The 19,884-nt window shown below is 32.1% G+C and carries 28 protein-coding genes and 1 pseudogene; 28 read left to right on the top strand and 1 reads right to left on the bottom strand.

The features are described from left to right. Positions 1-20 precede the first annotated feature (20 nt). From rplF to E6248_RS02015, 26 genes are all read left to right on the top strand, one after another. Complete coding sequence (gene rplF / locus E6248_RS02140) at positions 21-563, top strand: 50S ribosomal protein L6 (protein WP_136006865.1); 543 nt, start codon at positions 21-23, stop codon at positions 561-563. Positions 564-583: 20 nt separating this feature from the next. Beyond that, entirely contained in the window at positions 584-946 is a 363-nt protein-coding gene (gene rplR, locus E6248_RS02135; protein WP_136006867.1) for a 50S ribosomal protein L18, read from the top strand. 19 nt (positions 947-965) lie between these two features. Next, entirely contained in the window at positions 966-1,463 is a 498-nt protein-coding gene (gene rpsE, locus E6248_RS02130) for a 30S ribosomal protein S5 (protein ID WP_136006869.1), read from the top strand. Positions 1,464-1,475: 12 nt separating this feature from the next. Beyond that, a complete protein-coding gene (gene rpmD, locus E6248_RS02125; protein WP_316339190.1) occupies positions 1,476-1,655 on the top strand; it encodes a 50S ribosomal protein L30 in 180 nt (59 codons plus the stop codon). 21 nt (positions 1,656-1,676) lie between these two features. Further along, complete coding sequence (gene rplO / locus E6248_RS02120; protein WP_316339189.1) at positions 1,677-2,117, top strand: 50S ribosomal protein L15; 441 nt, start codon at positions 1,677-1,679, stop codon at positions 2,115-2,117. A 1-nt stretch (position 2,118) separates the two neighbouring features. Then, positions 2,119-3,393 (top strand): preprotein translocase subunit SecY, encoded by a 1,275-nt coding sequence (secY, locus tag E6248_RS02115; protein ID WP_316339188.1) that lies wholly within the window; start codon positions 2,119-2,121, stop codon positions 3,391-3,393. Positions 3,394-3,415: 22 nt separating this feature from the next. Next, positions 3,416-4,063 (top strand): adenylate kinase, encoded by a 648-nt coding sequence (locus E6248_RS02110; protein WP_316339187.1) that lies wholly within the window; start codon positions 3,416-3,418, stop codon positions 4,061-4,063. Positions 4,064-4,065: 2 nt separating this feature from the next. Then, positions 4,066-4,812 carry a type I methionyl aminopeptidase gene (map, locus tag E6248_RS02105; RefSeq protein WP_316339186.1) on the top strand — a complete coding sequence of 249 codons (747 nt, stop codon included), beginning with the start codon at positions 4,066-4,068 and terminating at the stop codon, positions 4,810-4,812. Positions 4,813-4,868: 56 nt separating this feature from the next. Continuing rightward, positions 4,869-5,180, top strand: a complete 312-nt coding sequence (locus E6248_RS02100) for a KOW domain-containing RNA-binding protein (RefSeq protein WP_316339185.1) — start codon at positions 4,869-4,871, stop codon at positions 5,178-5,180. A 7-nt stretch (positions 5,181-5,187) separates the two neighbouring features. Continuing rightward, positions 5,188-5,406: a translation initiation factor IF-1 gene (infA, locus tag E6248_RS02095; protein WP_136006884.1), complete on the top strand. Its 219-nt coding sequence runs from the start codon at positions 5,188-5,190 to the stop codon at positions 5,404-5,406. 42 nt (positions 5,407-5,448) lie between these two features. Then, positions 5,449-5,562: a 50S ribosomal protein L36 gene (rpmJ, locus tag E6248_RS02090; RefSeq protein WP_016205879.1), complete on the top strand. Its 114-nt coding sequence runs from the start codon at positions 5,449-5,451 to the stop codon at positions 5,560-5,562. Positions 5,563-5,781: 219 nt separating this feature from the next. Next, complete coding sequence (gene rpsM / locus E6248_RS02085) at positions 5,782-6,147, top strand: 30S ribosomal protein S13 (protein WP_136006886.1); 366 nt, start codon at positions 5,782-5,784, stop codon at positions 6,145-6,147. A gap of 15 nt (positions 6,148-6,162) precedes the next feature. After that, a complete protein-coding gene (rpsK, locus tag E6248_RS02080; RefSeq protein WP_136006888.1) occupies positions 6,163-6,555 on the top strand; it encodes a 30S ribosomal protein S11 in 393 nt (130 codons plus the stop codon). A gap of 23 nt (positions 6,556-6,578) precedes the next feature. Next, a complete protein-coding gene (rpsD, locus tag E6248_RS02075; protein WP_316339184.1) occupies positions 6,579-7,199 on the top strand; it encodes a 30S ribosomal protein S4 in 621 nt (206 codons plus the stop codon). A gap of 102 nt (positions 7,200-7,301) precedes the next feature. Continuing rightward, positions 7,302-8,249, top strand: coding sequence for a DNA-directed RNA polymerase subunit alpha (locus E6248_RS02070; protein WP_316339183.1), 948 nt, complete (start codon positions 7,302-7,304; stop codon positions 8,247-8,249). Between the two features lie 14 nt (positions 8,250-8,263). Then, complete coding sequence (gene rplQ, locus E6248_RS02065) at positions 8,264-8,605, top strand: 50S ribosomal protein L17 (RefSeq protein ID WP_136006894.1); 342 nt, start codon at positions 8,264-8,266, stop codon at positions 8,603-8,605. A 193-nt stretch (positions 8,606-8,798) separates the two neighbouring features. Next, on the top strand, positions 8,799-9,644 hold the full coding sequence (locus E6248_RS02060; RefSeq protein WP_316339182.1) for an energy-coupling factor transporter ATPase: 846 nt from the start codon (positions 8,799-8,801) through the stop codon (positions 9,642-9,644). Then, complete coding sequence (locus tag E6248_RS02055) at positions 9,629-10,489, top strand: energy-coupling factor transporter ATPase (protein WP_316339181.1); 861 nt, start codon at positions 9,629-9,631, stop codon at positions 10,487-10,489. Before E6248_RS02060 ends, E6248_RS02055 begins: the two co-directional genes overlap by 16 nt. Before the next feature lie 11 nt (positions 10,490-10,500). Beyond that, the gene (locus E6248_RS02050; protein ID WP_316339180.1) at positions 10,501-11,304 is read left to right on the top strand and encodes an energy-coupling factor transporter transmembrane component T; all 804 of its coding nucleotides are present in this window, start codon (positions 10,501-10,503) and stop codon (positions 11,302-11,304) included. 22 nt (positions 11,305-11,326) lie between these two features. Further along, the gene (gene truA, locus E6248_RS02045; RefSeq protein ID WP_316339179.1) at positions 11,327-12,061 is read left to right on the top strand and encodes a tRNA pseudouridine(38-40) synthase TruA; all 735 of its coding nucleotides are present in this window, start codon (positions 11,327-11,329) and stop codon (positions 12,059-12,061) included. A gap of 180 nt (positions 12,062-12,241) precedes the next feature. Next, positions 12,242-12,676, top strand: coding sequence for a 50S ribosomal protein L13 (gene rplM, locus E6248_RS02040; RefSeq protein ID WP_136006905.1), 435 nt, complete (start codon positions 12,242-12,244; stop codon positions 12,674-12,676). A 25-nt stretch (positions 12,677-12,701) separates the two neighbouring features. Then, entirely contained in the window at positions 12,702-13,094 is a 393-nt protein-coding gene (rpsI, locus tag E6248_RS02035; RefSeq protein ID WP_316339178.1) for a 30S ribosomal protein S9, read from the top strand. 309 nt (positions 13,095-13,403) lie between these two features. After that, positions 13,404-15,020: a Na/Pi cotransporter family protein gene (locus E6248_RS02030; RefSeq protein WP_316339177.1), complete on the top strand. Its 1,617-nt coding sequence runs from the start codon at positions 13,404-13,406 to the stop codon at positions 15,018-15,020. A gap of 170 nt (positions 15,021-15,190) precedes the next feature. Then, positions 15,191-15,871 carry an N-acetylmuramoyl-L-alanine amidase CwlD gene (cwlD, locus tag E6248_RS02025; protein WP_316339176.1) on the top strand — a complete coding sequence of 227 codons (681 nt, stop codon included), beginning with the start codon at positions 15,191-15,193 and terminating at the stop codon, positions 15,869-15,871. Positions 15,872-16,017: 146 nt separating this feature from the next. Further along, complete coding sequence (locus tag E6248_RS02020) at positions 16,018-16,860, top strand: fumarate hydratase (protein WP_316339175.1); 843 nt, start codon at positions 16,018-16,020, stop codon at positions 16,858-16,860. Between the two features lie 12 nt (positions 16,861-16,872). Further along, the gene (locus E6248_RS02015) at positions 16,873-17,433 is read left to right on the top strand and encodes a Fe-S-containing hydro-lyase (protein WP_316339174.1); all 561 of its coding nucleotides are present in this window, start codon (positions 16,873-16,875) and stop codon (positions 17,431-17,433) included. Between the two features lie 314 nt (positions 17,434-17,747). On the opposite strand, the gene E6248_RS02010 is transcribed toward E6248_RS02015, so the two are convergent. Beyond that, entirely contained in the window at positions 17,748-18,608 is an 861-nt protein-coding gene (locus tag E6248_RS02010; protein WP_316339173.1) for a YitT family protein, read from the bottom strand. 181 nt (positions 18,609-18,789) lie between these two features. Between E6248_RS02010 and E6248_RS02005 the strand changes: the two genes are divergently transcribed. Together E6248_RS02005 and E6248_RS02000 are read left to right on the top strand one after the other, a co-directional pair. Beyond that, a complete protein-coding gene (locus E6248_RS02005) occupies positions 18,790-19,485 on the top strand; it encodes a response regulator transcription factor (RefSeq protein ID WP_316339172.1) in 696 nt (231 codons plus the stop codon). Further along, positions 19,469-19,884, top strand: a pseudogene (locus E6248_RS02000) (sensor histidine kinase); the annotation flags it as partial. The gene E6248_RS02005 and the pseudogene E6248_RS02000, both read left to right, overlap by 17 nt.

Below are 19,884 nucleotides of genomic sequence, written 5' to 3'. Positions count from 1 at the left end.
GTAAAACAGGAGGTGCGATTATGTCAAGAGTAGGTAGATTACCTATAACTATACCTGCAGGCGTAACTGTAGCTGTTTCAGCAGATAATGTTGTTACAGTTAAGGGTCCAAAGGGCGAACTTGTTAAAGCTATGAACAAAGACATGAATATAGCAGTAGAAAACAATCAAGTTGTTGTTACTAGACCTAGCGATCAAAAAGAGCACAGAGCTCTTCACGGATTAACTAGAGCATTAATCAATAACATGGTAATTGGAGTAGAAAAAGGATTTGAAAAGAGCTTAGAACTAATTGGTGTTGGTTACAGAGCTCAATTACAAGGAAAGAAACTTGTAATGAACTTAGGATATTCACATCCAGTTGAAATAGAACCAATCGAAGGTGTTACTTTCGAAACTCCAGCTGCAACTAAAGTTGTTGTTAAGGGAATAGATAAAGAAAAAGTTGGAGCTGCTGCGGCTGATATCAGATCATGGAGAAAGCCTGAACCATATAAGGGTAAGGGAGTTAAGTATGATAACGAAGTAATCAGACGTAAAGAAGGTAAGACTGGTAAGAAATAATAGAAAGGAGTGAAACCTTTATGTTTAAAAAGGTAGACAGAAAAGCTAGTAGAGAAAGACGTCACCTAAGAGTACGTAAGAAAATTTCTGGTACTCCTGAAAGACCAAGACTTTCAGTATATAGAAGTGAAAAAAATATATATGCTCAAATTATAGATGATGTTAATGCAGTAACTTTAGTTGCAGCTTCAAGCTTAGATAAGACAGTAGAAGTTAAATCAGGCGGAAATAAAGAAGCAGCTAAATTAGTTGGTGAATTAATAGCAAAGAAAGCTTTAGAAAAAGGAATATCAGAAGTAGTATTCGATAGAGGTGGATACGTGTATCACGGAAGAGTTCAATCTTTAGCTGAGGCTGCAAGAGAAGCAGGCTTAAAATTCTAATAAACAAGGAGGGAAATACATGAGAATCGATCCTAGCACACTAGACCTTAAGGAAAAGGTTGTTAGCATAAACAGAGTAACTAAGGTTGTTAAGGGTGGTAGAAACTTCAGATTCAGCGCTTTAGTAGTTGTAGGTGACGAAAACGGACACGTAGGCGTTGGAATGGGTAAGTCAATCGAAATCCCAGAAGCAATTAAAAAAGGAATAGAAGACGCTAAGAAACACTTAGTAAGTGTTGCTATAGTTGGAACAACTGTTCCTCATCAAATATATGGAAAATTCGGAACTGGTAAGGTTCTTATAATGCCAGCTAAAGAAGGTACAGGAGTTATCGCTGGAGGTCCAGCAAGATCTGTATTAGAATTAGCAGGATTAAAGGATGTTAGAGCTAAGTCATTAGGTTCAAACAATCCAAAAAACATGGTAAGTGCTACTATTAACGGTTTAGCAAACTTAAGAACAGCTGAAGATATAGCTAAATTAAGAGGCAAAACTGTAGAAGAGATTTTAGGTTAGGAGGGAATCGCAATGGCAAAAATTAAAGTTACTCTTGTTAAGAGTTTAATTGGAAGAAAAAAAGACCATATTGCTACTGCTAATGCCCTTGGACTTAGAAAAATCGGTAAGACAGTAGAACATGAAGAAACTCCTCAAATCAGAGGAATGATTAATAAGGTTAACTATCTACTAAAAGTAGAAGAAGTTTAATAAGAGGAGGTGCATTGAGTAATGAAACTTCATGAATTAAAACCAGCAGCTGGAAGTAAGAAGGCTCCTAAAAGAGTTGGTAGAGGTACTGGTTCAGGTTTAGGTAGAAATGCTGGAAAAGGTGAAAAAGGCCAAAAGGCTAGATCAGGTGGCGGAGTAAGACCAGGATTTGAAGGTGGTCAAATGCCATTATATAGAAGACTTCCTAAGAGAGGATTCACAAATATATTTGCTAAGCAATATGTTAGCATCAATGTTGACAGATTAAATATATTTGAAAACGGAACTGAAATTACACCGGAAGTTTTACTTGAAAGAAGAGTTATCAGTAAGGTAAAAGACGGAGTTAAGATTTTAGGAAATGGTGTACTAGATAAGAGCCTAACTGTTAAAGGATGTAAGTTCTCAAAATCAGCGGCTGAAAAGATAGAAGCAGCTGGAGGAAAAGTTGAGGTGATTTAGTATGCTATCAACCCTACGTAATGCCTGGAAGGTTCCCGAATTAAAAAAGAGATTTTTATGGACTATATTTTTAGTTGCAATTTTCAGGATAGGAACCCATATTCCTGTTCCTGGAATTCGCACAGATGTTTTAAATAGTTTAGCTACAAGTGGTACAATATTTGGTTTCTATGATTTAATATCAGGAGGAGCATTTAGACAATTTAGTATATTTGCTTTAAGTGTTACACCTTATATTAATGCTTCAATTATAGTTCAATTATTAACTATAGCAATTCCATCATTAGAGCAGCTTTCAAAGGAAGGCGAAGATGGAAGGAAAAAGATTCAAAAGATTACAAGAATATTATCCATTGTAATAGGATTCATTCTTGCTTTTGGAACATACAGTATGGTAGCAGCTAAGGGTGCTACAGTAGGAATGGCTTGGCCAGAAGTACTAGTTGTTCTAGTGGCGTTAGTTGCAGGATCAACATTCTGTATGTGGCTTGGAGATCAAATCACAGCTAAAGGATTTGGAAATGGTATATCCATATTAATATTCGTAAATATAGTATCTCAGTTACCTGTAACTTTAATGTCATTATTTACATTAGAGGATCAAGGGAAAATTACTATAATAGGAATTTTATTATTTGTTGCTTTTGCAATTATCTTACTAGGTTTATGTATATTCTTCTCATTAGCAGAGAGAAGAATTCCAGTACAATATGCTGGTAAAGCAGTAGGATCTAAAGTGATGAAGGGTCAAAGTACTCACATTCCTTTAAGTATTATAGGGTCAGCTGTTATAGCGATAATATTCTCTATGTCAGTTATGATGTTCCCTAAGACAATTGCAGAGTTCTTCCCAAATGTTACTTGGGTACAAAGTGTTGTTACAAGTAAATATAGTATATTCAATGAAACTACTTGGATGTATCCAGTATGTTATGCATTATTAACTATATTCTTTACTTGGTTCTACACACAAATTACATTTAAGCCTGATGAAATGGCTGAGAATCTTAACAAATCAGCAGGTTTTGTACCAGGAATAAGACCGGGAGAAGCAACAGAAAAGCATTTTGAAAAGGTACTTACAAAAGTATCATTAGTTGGAGGAGTATTTGCAGCTTTACTAGCAGTACTACCAATATTAATTGCAAATACTGGTTTACAAGGAATACAATTTGGTGGTACATCATTATTAATTATGGTTGGTGTTGGTCTTGACTTCTCAAGACAATTAGATTCACAATTAGTAATGAGACACTATCAAGGATTCTTAAAATAGATTAATAATGGAGATGATGCCCGTGAAGATAGTATTATTAGGTCCTCCTGGAGCAGGTAAGGGAACACAGGCAAAATCAATTAGTAATAGATACTCAATACCACATATTTCTACAGGAGATATATTTAGAAAAAATATTTCTGAAAATACTCCTTTAGGAATAGAAGCTAAGAAGCACATCGATAAAGGTCAACTAGTACCTGATGAAGTTACTATAAACATGGTAAAAGATAGGTTACAACAGGATGACTGTAAGAATGGATACTTATTAGATGGTTTCCCAAGGACAGTTAATCAAGCAGAAGCTCTTCAAGAATTCTTAAATTCAAGAAATGAAGAACTAGATACAGCTTTATTAATAGAAGTACCTACTGGTTTCATTCTAGAAAGAATGACAGGAAGAAGAGTATGTCCATCATGTGGAGCTAGCTATCATATTAAGTTTAACCCACCAGCAGCACAAGGCAAATGTGATGTTTGTGGAAGTGATATAATCCAAAGAAAAGATGATACAGAAGAAACTGTATCTGAAAGACTTGATGTGTATGAGAGACAAACACAACCACTGATTGATTTTTATAAAGAAAGAAACTTACTTTCAACTGTAGATGGAACTCAAGCTATTAACGAAGTGTTTGAAAGTATCTGTAACATCTTAGGGAGTCTTTAATAATGATTTTTATTAAAAATGACAAAGAAATAAACCTAATGAGGGAAGCAGGTAAAATAGTAGCAGAAACACTACTACTGATTGAAGAAAAAGTAAGGCCAGGAATAACTACTGCTGAATTAGATAGGATAGCAGAAGAATTTATAACTAAGCATGGAGCAAGACCTTCATTTAAAGGTCTATATGATTTTCCAGCTTCACTATGTATATCTGTTAACGAGCAAGTAGTTCATGGGATCCCAGGAGGTTATGCATTAAAAGATGGAGATATAATTAGTGTGGACTGTGGAGCATACTTAAATGGCTTTCACGGTGATGCTGCCAGGACTTTTGGTGTAGGAAATATAAGTGAAGAAGCTAGAAGGTTAATAGAAGTAACTAAAGAAAGTTTCTTTAAAGGTATAGAATATGCTAAAGTTGATAACAGACTTACTGATATATCACATGGAATACAAAGCTACATAGAATCGCATGGTTTCTCTGTAGTACGAGATTTCGTAGGACACGGTATAGGTAGAGTAGTACACGAAGATCCAGAGGTGCCTAATTTCGGTAAGCCTGGAAAGGGACCGAAATTAGTAAAGGGAATGGCCCTAGCCATTGAACCTATGGTTAATGCAGGGGATTATAAAGTGAAAACTTTAAATGATGATTGGACTGTAGTAACTAGGGATGGAAGTTTATCTGCACACTACGAAAATACAATTGTTATTTTACCAGATGGACCCGAAATATTAACACTGATTTAATAGAGGTGTTGCTTAGTTATAAATTCGCATGATACCAAAAGGTGGCTTGTAGATTTATGACTAAGGTAATCATTGAGGTGAAAAGTTTGCAAAACAATGACTTAATTGGGAAAGTGGTTCTTTCAAAAAGAGGAAGAGATAAAAATCATTTATATGTTGTAATAGGGCATTTAAGTGATAGTTATATAATCCTTAGTAATGGGAGCACTAAAACAGTTCAGATGCCTAAACAGAAGAATTTAAAACATATAAGTGTTTTAGAGGATGTAGATGATGAGATTAAAGAATCTATCATATCAAAGGATAGAGGTACTGATTTAAAAATAAAAAGATTTCTAAAACTTAAAGGCATTGTTAAGGAGGGTTGATTACCTTATGTCAAAAGATGATGTAATAGAAATGCAAGGTGTTGTACTAGAGTCATTACCAAATGCTATGTTCCAAGTTGAACTAGAGAGTGGTCACAAAATTCTAGCACATATATCAGGAAAATTAAGAATGAACTTCATTAGAATTCTACCTGGAGACAAGGTTACAATAGAACTTTCTCCGTATGATTTAACTAGAGGTAGAATTACATGGAGAGCTAAATAAAACAGTGGGAACTACCACTAAGTATTACAAGGAGGGTTAGCGATGAAAGTAAGACCATCAGTTAAGCCTATTTGCGAAAAGTGCAAGATTATAAGAAGAAAAGGAAAAGTAATGGTTATCTGTGAAAATCCTAAGCACAAGCAAAAGCAAGGCTAATACAGTTAAAGTATAGGCAAAAAGAATAATTTAACTATATAAATATTATTGACTTTTCAGTTAAAGTCAAATATGATTATATAGGCATTTAAATCAGCATAAAGATTTTAGGTGCGGCTGACAGTAGGGTAAAACTCTGCTGACCTAGGATTTTATTATATAAATATACACATATAATTAAAGTTGTATGCATTTCAATATCAGGAGGTGTAAGTTTTAATGGCAAGAATTTCAGGCGTAGACCTACCAAGAGAAAAAAGAGTTGAAATAGGTCTAACATATATATACGGAATAGGACTTTCTACTTCTCAAAAGATTTTAGCAGAAACAGGAGTTAATCCTGACACAAGAGTTAAAGATCTTTCAGAAGATGAAGTAACTAAGATAAGAGAGTTTGTAAAAACATTAACAATTGAAGGTGACTTAAGAAGAGAAGTTGCTTTAAATATTAAGAGATTAGTTGAAATTGGATGTTACAGAGGTATCAGACATAGAAAAGGTCTTCCAGTTAGAGGACAAAAGACTAAGACTAATGCTAGAACTAGAAAAGGTCCAAAGAAAACTATCGCAAATAAGAAGAAGTAGTGAGGAGGGAATTCGATGGCTCAAAAGGTTAAAAAGACTAGAAGAAGAAAAGAAAGAAAGAATATTGAGCATGGTGCTGCACACATCAAATCAACTTTCAATAACTCAATAGTTACTTTGACTGATGCGGCAGGTAATGCTTTATCATGGTCAAGTGCAGGAGCTCTAGGCTTTAGAGGATCAAGAAAAAGTACTCCATTCGCAGCTCAAATGGCAGCAGAAACTGCAGCTAAAGCAGCTATGGAACATGGATTAAAAAGTATAGAAGTATACGTAAAGGGACCTGGTGCTGGAAGAGAAGCAGCAATCAGATCTTTACAAGCAGCAGGATTAGAAGTAACTCTAATTAAAGATGTTACTCCAATCCCACATAACGGATGTAGACCACCAAAGAGAAGAAGAGTCTAGTATTCATATAGGAGGTGTAATTAATGGCAAGATATACTGGAGCTACATGTAGATTATGTAGAAGAGAAGGTATGAAATTATTCCTTAAAGGGGATAGATGTTTCACAGATAAATGTGCTTTTGTTAGAAGAAGTTATGCACCAGGACAACATGGAGCAGCTAAGAAAAAATTATCTAACTATGGCGTACAATTAAGAGAAAAGCAAAAAGCTAGAAGAATATACGGAGTATTAGAAGGCCAATTCAGAAGTTACTATGAAAAGGCTGATCATATGAAGGGTATTACAGGTGAAAACTTACTTAAGTTACTAGAAATGAGATTAGATAACGTTGTTTATAGACTAGGATATGGTGCTTCAAGAGCTGAAGCTAGACAATTAGTTAACCATGGACATTTCTTAGTAAATGGTAAGAAAGTAGATATCGCTTCATACAAAGTTTCTGTTAACGATGAAATATTAGTTGCAGAAAAGAGCAGAGGAACTGAAAAATTCAAGACATTTATAGAAAATCCAAAGACATTACCAAAGTGGTTAGAAGCAAATGTTGAAAATTATTCAGGAAAAGTTATAGCTGAACCAACAAGAGAAGACATTGACGTACCAGTTAACGAAACTCTTATCGTTGAGTTATACAGCAAGTAATAGTTTAGTATTTGTATTGTTAAGATTTATCTTACAATACAAATATATAAGCAGTTGCCCTCAGAATAATGTTGCCATTTATAATATAAGGAGGGTTTGTGCATGTTAGAAATAGAAAAGCCAATAATTGAATGTATAGAAGCAAATGAAAATGGTACTTATGGTAAATATGTAGTTGAACCATTAGAAAGAGGATATGGTATTACACTTGGAAATGCTCTAAGAAGAATACTTTTATCATCACTTCCTGGTGCAGCTCCAACATCAGTAAAAATTGATGGAGTACTACACGAATTTTCTACTGTACAAGGTGTTAAAGAAGATGTTACAGAAATAATCTTAAACATAAAAGCTTTAGCATTAATAATGAATGGTGAAGGTCCAAAGACAATATATATAGATGCTCAAGGACCAGGAGTAGTTACAGGTGCAGATATTAAAACTGACGGAGACGTTGAAGTTGTAAGTAAAGATCTTCATATAGCTACATTAGATGATAATGGTAAGTTATACATGGAGATAACAGTTAATAGAGGAAGAGGATATGTTACTCAAAATAAAAATAAGAGTGAAGATCTTCCATTATCAGCTATTGCTGTAGACTCAATATATACTCCTGTTAAGAGAGTTAACTTTACTGTTGAAAATACAAGAGTTGGTCAAATTACTGACTACGATAAGTTAACATTAGAAATCTGGACTAATGGAACTATTAAAATTGATGAAGCTATTAGCTTATCATCAAAAATACTTATAGAACACTTTAAGTTATTTATGTCATTAGGTGATAGTACTAATGATGTAGAAATTATGATAGAAAAAGAAGAAGATAAGAAAGAAAAAGTACTAGAGATGACTGTAGAAGAGCTAGATTTATCAGTTAGATCATATAACTGTTTAAAGAGAGCTGGAATCAATACAGTTCAAGAACTTGCTGGAAAGTCTATGGATGACATGATGAAGGTAAGAAATCTAGGAAAGAAATCTTTAGAGGAAGTCGAAAGAAAGCTTAAGGAATTAGGCTTAGGATTAAGACTAAACGATGAGTAAGGAGGTAAATCCATATGGCAGGTTATCGTAAATTAGGTCGTCCTACTGACCAAAGAAGAGCTATGCTAAGAAGCCTTGTTACAAGCTTTTTAAAGCATGGTAAGATTGAAACAACTGAAACAAGAGCTAAGGAAACTAGAAAATTAGCTGAAAAGATGATCACTTTAGCAAAAAGAGGTGACCTTCACGCTAGAAGACAAGTTTTAGCATTTGTTCATGAAGAAGAAGTAGTTCAAAACCTATTTGACAATGTTGCTCCAAAGTACGCTGAAAGAAACGGTGGATACACTAGAATGTACAAAAAAGGCCCAAGAAGAGGGGACGGAGCAGAAGTTGTTATACTTGAATTAGTATAATATAAAAGGGGGATTAAGTATAAAACTTAGTCCCCATTTTTGCATATAGAAAATTAAATATAATATAAGAGCTTAAAAAATTAATGTAAACTAATTGTAATTAATGAAATGTGTATTATAATATTCTTATGTTAATGTATATACACTATTTAAGTTTTTATATAATGCTTAATAAGAGAAGGAGGGCTATATTATGAAAGAAGCAATGGTGAAGTGTGAGAATGTATCTTTTAAATATAGAGCAGTTGAGGGAGAAGAAGAAAAATATGCCGTAAATGGTGTAAGCTTTGAAGTTGAAAAGGGAGAATTCTTAGTAGTATTAGGTCATAATGGATCAGGAAAATCAACGATTGCTAAGCATATGAATGCTCTTTTAATACCCTCTGATGGAACTGTAATTGTAGATGGATTAGATACTAAAGATCAGAAAAATTTATGGGAAATAAGATCAAGAGCTGGCATGGTTTTTCAGAATCCAGATAACCAATTAGTAGCAACTATCGTTGAAGAAGATGTAGCATTTGGGCCTGAAAATCTTGGGGTAGAACCAGAAGAAATAAGAAAAAGAGTGGATGAAAGTTTAAAAAAAGTAGGAATGTATGAATATAGAAGACATGCGCCACATTTACTTTCAGGTGGACAGAAGCAAAGGATAGCTATTGCAGGAATATTAGCAATGAAGCCAAAGTGCATAATATTTGATGAACCTACTGCAATGCTTGACCCATCAGGAAGAAGAGAAGTTTTAAAGAATATAAAAGAAATTAATGAGAAGTATGGTATAACTATTGTTCTTATAACACATTATATGGATGAAGCAGCACAAGCTGATAGGGTAATAGTAATGGATGGAGGAAAAGTAATATTAGAAGGTAAGCCAAGAGAAGTATTTTCTAATGTGAAAGAAATGAAGGAAATAGGTTTAGATGTTCCTCAAGTGACTGAATTATGCTATGAATTAAAAAATAGTGGTGTAAATATAGATACAAATATATTAAATGTAGATGAGATGGTGGATGCGTTATGTCAATTAAGATAGAGAATTTAGTACATGTTTATATGCCTAAGTCACCTTTTGAAAAAGTGGCTTTAGATGATGTAAATATTGAGATAAAAGAAGGGGAGTTTGTTGCTCTTATAGGACATACAGGCTCAGGAAAATCAACATTAATTCAACATATGAATGGCCTTTTAAAGCCAAGCTCTGGAAGAATTATAGTAGATGGAGTAGATATAACTAAGAATGGAGTAAAGCTTACAGATATAAGAAAAAAAGTAGGTTTAGTATTTCAATATCCTGAATATCAATTATTTGAAGAAACTATAGAAAAGGATATAGAATATGGTCCAAGAAATCTAGGTCTAGATCAAGACGAAATAACAAGAAGAGTTAAAAGATCTATGGAGATGGTTGGTTTAGATTACGAAACATATAGACATAAATCACCTTTTGATTTAAGTGGTGGACAAAAGAGAAGAGTGGCTATAGCAGGGGTAGTAGCTATGGAACCAAAGGTACTTATCCTAGATGAACCTACAGCAGGGTTAGATCCTAAAGGTAGAGATGATATTTTAGCTCAAATAAAAACTCTTCATGATAATTACAAGATGACTATAGTTCTTGTAAGTCATAGTATGGAAGATGTAGGTAAACTAGCTGAGAGAATAATAGTAATGAACAAAGGTAAAGTTCAATTAGAAGGTACACCTGCCGAAGTATTTAAAGAAGTTGATACTTTAGAAAGTATAGGCCTTGCTGTACCACAAGTAACTTACCTTATGAGAGCATTAAGAGAAAAAGGTTTTAATGTTTCAGATGAAGTATACACTATTAGTAAGGGCAAGGAAGAATTATTAAGAATCTTAAAGGAAACTAATAACTAGGGGGATAGAAAATGATAAAAGACATAACTATAGGTCAATATATACCAGGAGAAACCTTTGTCCATAAGTTAGATCCTAGGACAAAAATACTATTATCTATCCTATTTATTGTATCTTTATTTATAGTAAATAAATTCGTGGGATATTTATTAATAGTTGCTTTTTTAGCTCTAACAGTTTATGTGGCAAAATTACCACCAAGATATCTATATAAAGGTCTTAAGCCTGTATTTTTCCTTATAATATTTACAGCGGTATTGAATATTTTTATGATTAAAGGAACAGCTGATACTTTATTATTTGAGATTGGATTTATAAAAGTTTATACAGAAGGATTAAAAACAGCTGGGTTTATGGCTTTAAGATTAATATTTTTAATTATGGGAACATCAGTATTAACCTTAACGACTTCTCCAATAGAGTTAACAGATGGAATAGAGAGATTACTTAGACCAATAGGAAAAGAAATGGCTCATGAGCTTGCAATGATGATGACAATAGCATTAAGATTTATTCCTACATTAATGGATGAAACAGATAAAATAATGATGGCACAAAAGGCAAGAGGAGCAGATTTTGAAAGTGGCGGATTAATACAAAAAGCTAAGAGTTTAATCCCATTACTAGTACCACTATTTATAAGCTCATTTAGAAGAGCAGATGAATTAGCTATGGCTATGGAATCAAGAGCATATAGAGGCGGAGCAGGTAGAACTAGAATGAAGGAGCTAAAATTTACAAATAAAGATGCAATAGCTTTTGCTTTATTCTCAGTTTTATTTATAGGAAGCATAGTAGTAAGATTTGTATTATAAACTACTTAAAGGTGAAACAAATATGAAAAATATAAAACTTACTTTAGAGTATGATGGTACTAACTATCAAGGTTGGCAAAAACAAAAGATAGGAGAAACTATACAAGGTACTCTTGAAAGGGCAATAGAAGAACTTATAAAAGAAGATGTAGAAGTAACAGGAAGCTCTAGAACAGATTCTGGAGTTCATGCAAAAGGTTTTATAGCTAACTTTAAAACTGAAAGTACAATTCCTTCTAATAAGTTTAGGGAGGCATTAAACTATAGGCTTCCAGAAGATATAGTAATATTAAAATCAGAAGAGGTATCTGATGATTTTCATTCAAGATATAGTGCTAAAGGTAAAACATATTCTTATTCAATTATAAATAGGGATATACCTTCAGCTATATATAGAAATTATTATTATCATGTAAAGAAAAAGTTGAATACAGACGCTATGGAAGAAGCTTGTAAGTATTTTATTGGTACTCACGACTTCAATGCCTTTAAAAGTAGTGGAGGCTCAGTTAAAACTACTGTAAGAACTATTACAGATTTACATATAGAGAAGAATGAGGATATAATAAAAATTTATGTTACAGGTGATGGTTTTCTATACAATATGGTAAGAATAATAGTAGGTACACTAATTATGGTTGGGAATAATAAGGTAAAACCTTGTGAAATCAAAGAAATAATTGATAGTAAAGATAGAAAAAAAGCTGGAATCTGTGTTCCTGCTAATGGATTAATACTAGAAAAAGTTTACTATTAAAAAAATAAAAAAACTATAAAAATAATGAAATAAAAACATTGACACACCCGTATGCGTGTATTATAATTATTAATGTTTGTTAGAATAATTTATGTATATAAGATCCACTAGCCCCGGGTCTTGACATAAAAGCAGTACTTAAGAAGTAAAGCACAAATGTAAGTTCAGGGAGGGAAAAACATGAAATCATACATCGCTAAGGCGCAAGAAGTTGAAAGAAAATGGTATGTTGTTGATGCTGCTGGTAAGCCACTAGGAAGAGTTGCTAGCCAAGTTGCTTCAATTTTAAGAGGAAAAAATAAGCCAACATTTACACCAAATGTTGACTGCGGAGATTTCGTTATCGTAATCAATGCTGAAAAGGTGGTTTTAACTGGTAAGAAGTTAGACCAAAAATTAATGAGAAAGCACAGCTTATATCCAGGTGGATTAAAGGAAACTCCATACAGAGAAGTATTAGCTAAGAAGCCTGAATTCGCTTTCGAAGAAGCAGTAAGAAGAATGCTTCCAACAGGTGTTTTAGGAAGAAAAATGCTTAAAAAATTAAAAGTATACAGAGGTACTGAGCACGGACACGATGCTCAACAACCAGAAGTACTTGAATTAAAGTACTAATACATGCTCGGGAGGAGGAAGAAAAATGGCAAAAGTTCAATACATGGGAACTGGAAGAAGAAAAAAATCAATAGCAAGAGTTAGACTTGTACCTGGAAATGGTAAAGTAGTTGTAAATAAAAGAGATATCGAAAATTATTTCGGATTAGAAACTTTAAGAATGATCGTTAATCAACCATTAGTTTTAACTGGAACTAAGGAAAGATTCGACGTTTTAGTTAACGTTCACGGTGGTGGATTCACAGGTCAAGCTGGAGCAATAAGACACGGAATCACTAGAGCTTTAATCAAAGCTGACGAAAACTTAAAGCCAGAATTAAAGAAGGCTGGATTCGTAACTAGAGACCCAAGAATGAAAGAAAGAAAGAAATACGGTCTTAAGAAAGCAAGAAGAGCTCCTCAATTCTCAAAGAGATAATATTTGGAACTTTACAAGTCCCACAATCATTATGGTTGTGGGATTTTTTTGTTACTCTGAAAAGAAGTTAAATGATATATTTTTTGTTAAAATTTACAGGGATAGAAATATGGTATTTTGTAATATTAAAATAATAGAAATAAAAAATTCTTATAAAAAGAAAGCTAATATATTAAATTAATAATCAAAATTGTAAAACTATACAATTTTATATTAAAATCATGTTAAAAATATGTTTAATTGCTTAACAAATGTTAAAAAATAATGTAAACTTAGTTTGTAAAAATAATGTTGAAAAGGAGAATAACTTTGGAATCATTGATGGTTATTATAAAGTTACTTGGTGGCTTAGGGCTATTTATCTATGGAATGAAGATCATGGGGGATGGTCTAGAAAATGCTGCAGGGGATGGACTTAAATCTATCTTAGAAAAAGTAACTAGAAATCCAGTTATAGCAGTTATAGTAGGAGCTATAGTTACAGCAGTTATTCAAAGTAGTAGTGCGACAACTGTAATGGTAGTAGGTTTTGTTAACGCAGGACTTATGAATTTAGCACAAGCTGCAGGAATTATTATGGGAGCTAATATAGGTACTACAATAACAGCTCAGCTAGTAGCATTTAAGCTAGATCAAATAGCACCTTTATTCGTTTTTGTTGGAGCATTTGTAGTAATGTTTGCAAAAAAGAAAAAGAGAAAAGATATTGGAAGTATTATATTAGGCTTTGGTATTTTATTTGTTGGAATGGGACAAATGAGCGCAGCTATGAAACCATTAACAGCTTCACCTATATTCAATGAAATTTTAGCAACTGTAGGTGATAAGTGGTATCTTGGAATACTAGCTGGAGCACTTATTACAGCAGTACTTCAAAGTTCATCAGCAACAACAGGTATATTAGTAGCTTTAGCAACAGCAGGAGCTATAGATATAACACAAGCGCTTCCAATAGTATTTGGGTGTAATATAGGTACATGTGTTACAGCTATGCTTGCAACAGTAGGAACTAGTAAAACTGCACATAAAGCTGCATTTTTACATTTAATATTTAATTTAGGTGGTACATTAATATTCATTCCAGTTTTAGTAAGTGGATTATTAGGTGATGTAGTATCTACTATAAGTCCAGGTGATGTAAGTAGGCAAATAGCAAATTCACATACAGTATTTAATGTTGTGAATACAGTAATTATGCTTCCATTAACAGGATTCTTAATTAAGATAGTTAATAGAATTATTCCAGAGGATGAGGAAGAGGATAGACCAGGTCCTAAATACATAGATGATAGATTACTTGAAACTCCTGTAATAGCAGCAGGTCAAGTGGCTAAAGAGACCTTAAGAATGGCTAAAAAAGCGAAAAAAGGTTTAGCATTATCTTTAGAGGCATTTGAAAATAATGATGAAAAATTAATTCAAAAAGTATATGAAAATGAAACTGTAATAAATACATTAAATGAAGCTATTACTACATACTTAGTTAAGCTTTCAAAATGTGAATTATCTGATAAAGAATTAAGTATAGTAGCAGCAACATTCCATGTTATTAACGATATAGAGAGAATTGGGGATCACGCTGAAAATATTGCTGATCTAACTCAACAAAAAATTAATAAGAAGTTAGGTTATAGCGAGCATGCTATAGAGCAGATACATAAAGTTTATGACAAGGCTTTAGAATCATTATCAGTAGCAATAGATAGTTATGCAACTAAAGATGTAAATAAGGCAAAGAGCGTAAACGAAATTGAATCTGAATTAGATAGAATGCAAAAGAAATATAGAGAACTTCATATTAAGAGATTATATGATGGAACTTGTAATGCATATGCAGGTGCTATATATCTAGATTTATTAAGTAATCTAGAAAGAGTTGGGGATCATGCAATGAATATATCTGAAAGTGTTATAGAGAATAGTTAGTAAAGAGCTACCTTTTAGGTAGCTCTTTTATTAATTAAAAATAAAAAACTAATAAGCATTTTATATAAAATTAATGAAAGAGAATTTTAATTTTACATTTTGATTTTTTATTATTAAGTAAAATAAAAATGGACATAATAAGTTTATAAATTTAAAAATGGAGGAGAATTATGAAGAAATTTAATTTTGTTTGCTTATTAATGTTAATAATATCAATCTTTATTACACCAATTAGCGTAAAAGCTGATGAGAATAAAAAAATAATACTAATTGATCCAGGGCATGGGGGATTTGATGGAGGAGCTAAGTCAAAGGCTGGAACTATAGAAAAAGATATAAATCTTCAAATAAGTTTAAGACTTAAAGAAAATTTAGAAGAGCAAGGGTATATAGTTTTTTTAACTAGAGAATCTGATGAAGACCTAGGTAATAATGGAAAAACTATTAGAGAAAAGAAAAGAGAAGATTTAAAGAAAAGAAGAGATATGAAGGTTGAGACTAAATGTGATGTTTTTATATCAATACATCAAAATATGTTTCCAGAGGCTAAATGTTATGGAGCACAAGTATGGCATAGTTCAAATGAAGTAAGTAAAAAGCTTGCAGATAATGTTCAACAAGGAATAAAGGAAAGTGCTAATGATGGCAATAAGAGAGTTTCCAAGCCCGCTGGAGATGCCTATTTAATTTTAAGAGATAAATATGAAGGAGCTTCAATATTACTTGAATGTGGATTTTTATCTAATCCTGATGAAGAAAAAAGACTACAAACAGAAGAACATCAAAATTCAATAGTTAAGGGAATTTCCTGGGGAATAAATAAGTATTTTGAGGAAATGAAAAGTAACTAATGAATTAAGTATTATTTTATGATGAAAAATCAGTTAAAGAATAAGTGAAACTACTTTTTAAATTGCCTTACAGTTATAGAAAATTATGTTAGAATATCAATATAGTTCAATTGATTAAACAGTATTTTTATAAAAGGGGTAGGCTAATGAGAGAAGTTCATATTGAAAAAATTGAGGAAGTTGTAGAAAAGCTATGCATAGAATCAAACTATAATTTATCTAAAGATGTGTTTGATGCTTTAAATAAGGCAAAGGAAGAGGAAACGTGGACACTAGCAGGAGATATTCTTGATAAAATAATTATAAATGCAGAAATTTCACAAAATGAAAGTATGCCAATATGTCAAGATACAGGAATGACTTGTGTATTTTTAGAGGTAGGTCAAGATGTACATATTGTTGGTGGAAATCTTGAAGACGCCATCAATGAAGGTGTAAGAAGAGGATATGATAAGGGGTATTTAAGAAAGTCAGTAGTAAAAGATCCTATAGATAGAATAAATACGAAAGATAATACACCTGCAATAATACATTATGAAATAGTACCAGGAGATAGATTAAAGATTACGGTGGTACCTAAGGGATTTGGATCTGAAAATATGAGTCAAATAAAGATGTTAAAACCTTCAGATGGCCTTAAAGGAGTAAAGGATTTTATTGTTAAGGTTGTTAAGGATGCAGGTCCAAATCCATGTCCACCAATGATAGTGGGAGTAGGTATAGGAGGAACTTTTGAAAAAGCAGCGTATTTATCTAAGAAAGCTTTAATAAGACCTATTGATAGTAAAAATGAAAATAAGTTTTATGCTGATTTAGAAGAAGAATTACTTTTAGAGTTTAATAGATTAGGAATAGGGCCTCAGGGATTTGGAGGGAAAACTACTGCAATAGGTCTAAATATAGAGACATATCCAACCCATATAGCTGGATTGCCTGTAGCTGTCAATATTAGCTGTCATGCAACTAGACATAAAGAAGAGATAATATAGGGGGATATGAGTATGGAAATAAAATTATCTACACCATTAACTTATGATAAAATTAAGGATTTAAAAGCTGGTGACAGCATACTACTATCTGGAACTCTTTATTCAGCAAGAGATGCTGCTCATAAAAGATTAATAGAATTATTAGAGGTAGGAAAAGAGTTACCTATAGATGTCAGAGATGCAGTTATATATTATGTTGGTCCTACTCCCGCAAAAGAAGGACAAGTTATAGGATCAGCAGGACCTACAACTAGCTATAGAATGGATGACTATTCACCACAGCTATTAGACTTGGGACTTAAAGCGATGATAGGAAAAGGTGCCAGAAATGAAGCAGTTATAAATTCTATAATAAAAAATAAAGCAGTTTACTTAGGAGCAATAGGAGGAGCAGCAGCTTTAATATCAAAGTCTATAGTAGCATCAGAAATAATAGCATACGAAGACCTAGGGGCAGAAGCAATTAGAAAAATGGAAGTAAAAGATATGCCCTTAACAGTAATAATAGATTCAGAAGGAACTAACCTATACAAAGTAGGACAAGAAGAATATCTTAGATCAATTAATAATTAACGATTAACAGTTAACAAATAAGGATGAAACTCAAGCTAATAGCTTGGGTTTCTTTAATATTATGAGATAGTAAGTTGAGAAAGGCTATAAAAAGTCAAAAGCAATATTGAAATTCAGCTTGAAGAAAAAATATAGTTAATATATAGATTTGAAAATGATGTTGAAATTAAGCTTGTCTGAATTTCTTCCTTTAGTAGGAGGAAAGTGAGCGATTTAAATTAATAATAAAAAACTATAGATATATTGATGCGAAAGTCGACTTGGAGCTTGCGACGGAGAACTGAGCACAATATATCTATTGTTTTTGTTTATATTTAAATCTTATGGAAGCCTTTGCCGTTTACTTCAGAAACATCTATTATAGTTATAAAGGCCCTAGGATCTATTCTTAAAATCTTCTTTTTCAATCTTACCAGTTGGGATGAGGTAACAGCTATGTAAAGCATCTTTCTAAGTTCATGGGTGTATTCACCCTCAGAAATTAAAGACGTGACACCTCTATTCATATCTTTAATAACATATTCAATAATATCTTGTTCTTTATCTGTTAGTATTAATAAAAGCTTCTTGCTATAAAATCCATTAATAACCTTATCTACTACAATGCTTTGAACAAACATGGAGATTAATGTATATAAGGCTTTTGGTAGTCCAAAGATTAAAGCTCCGATAAATACTATAACGCAGTTTAAAGAAAAGCTAAGGCTACCTATGTCTAGATTAGAGTATTTCTTTCTAAGAACCATTGTGATAATATCAGTACCACCAGTGGAACCATTTCTAGAGAATACTAATCCATAACCTAATCCACATAAAACACCACCATAGATACAATAAAGCAAAACATCATCTACTCTTACTAGTTTTGAAAGTGGTTCAGTAACTATTAAGGAAAGAGAAAGTGATATCATACCAACAGCAGAATATAAAGTGAATTTTTTATTTAGCATCTTATAACTAACAAAGAATAAAGGAATGTTAATTATAAATACAGTTATACCAGAAGGTACACTAAACATGTATTGTAGAATAAGTGCTATACCTGTAGCGCCTCCACTAAGTAATTGTGCATTAACTAGGAATAAATTAACTCCAAGAGAAGCAATTATACATCCTATAAAAATAAAAATAAAATCTAATACCATGTGTTTATTGATTGCAACTTTTTGAAACATTTTAAACTCCTTAAAAATTAGTAGAACGTACACTCAAGATTATATACCAAACCTAACGATATGTTAACGAAAACTTTACTAACTTAGTATTTTAATAAAAATGTAATTTTTACACTTAGTAAAAATCAGCAATATAAGCTATTATAATTATAAGATAATATAATTAAAGGGGTGTTTTTATATGTTCAACGTTTTAGTAGTAGATGATGAAAAAGAAATCAGAGATGCTATAGACATATATTTAAGAGGAGAAGGGATGAAAGTATTTAAGGCTCAAGATGGAATTGAAGCTTTAGAAATATTAGATAAAGAAAAAATACATTTAATAGTATTAGATATAATGATGCCTAGAATGGATGGTATAAAAACATGTTTAAAAATAAGAGAAAAAAGAAATTTACCTATAATAATGCTATCAGCTAAGGGTGAAGATAGTGATAAGATATTAGGGCTTAATGTTGGAGCTGATGATTACATAGCAAAACCATTTAATCACTTAGAATTAGTGGCGAGAGTTAAATCACAACTTAGAAGATATCAAAAGCCATTAGAATTAGAAAATGAAAGTCCTGATATAATTGAGGTAAAGGATCTTGTTATAAATAATAAGGAAAAAACTATAACCTTAAGAGGAGAAGAAATTAAGGCAACTGCAACTGAATTTAAGATACTTCAGTTACTTGCATCTAATTTAGGAAAAGTTTTTTCTATTAAAGAAATATATGAAAAAGTATGGGAAGAACCATTTTATAGAAGTGAAAATACAGTAACAGTTCATATAAGAAGAATAAGAGAAAAAATTGAAATTAATACAAAGGACCCTGAATATATAAAAGTAGTGTGGGGAGTTGGATATAAAATTGAAAGAGAAAATTAAAAACTATGTAACGGGTATATGGGGAGTAGAAATATTAACTTTAATAATACTAATAGTTACTTTAGGCACAGGATATTATAATGCCTTTAATGATAGTGCAGCTAAAATTGGTGCTGGTACTTTTGATGCTCTTTTTAATAAGAATAAATATATAGAGTCAATGATTTATTATGAAAGTAGAGACATATCAGAATATATATATACTAACAGCAATAATTTAGAAGATATAAGTGCTATAGAATATGAAAACCAATATCTAAAAGAAAACTATTACTATGAAGATGAAATATTTTATGTGTTAATAAATAAAGAAACTGGTGACTTTACTACAGATGATCCTAAATTAGCTAATGAATTAGCTCCATATTATACGAATGTTGCTTTATTAGAAGATAATAT

This window comes from Clostridium sp. (genome assembly GCF_032552055.1).
GTDB lineage: Bacteria > Bacillota > Clostridia > Clostridiales > Clostridiaceae > Clostridium.
The sequence above is the reverse complement of the archived record's forward strand: the minus strand, read 5'-3'. Positions and strand labels throughout refer to the sequence as shown.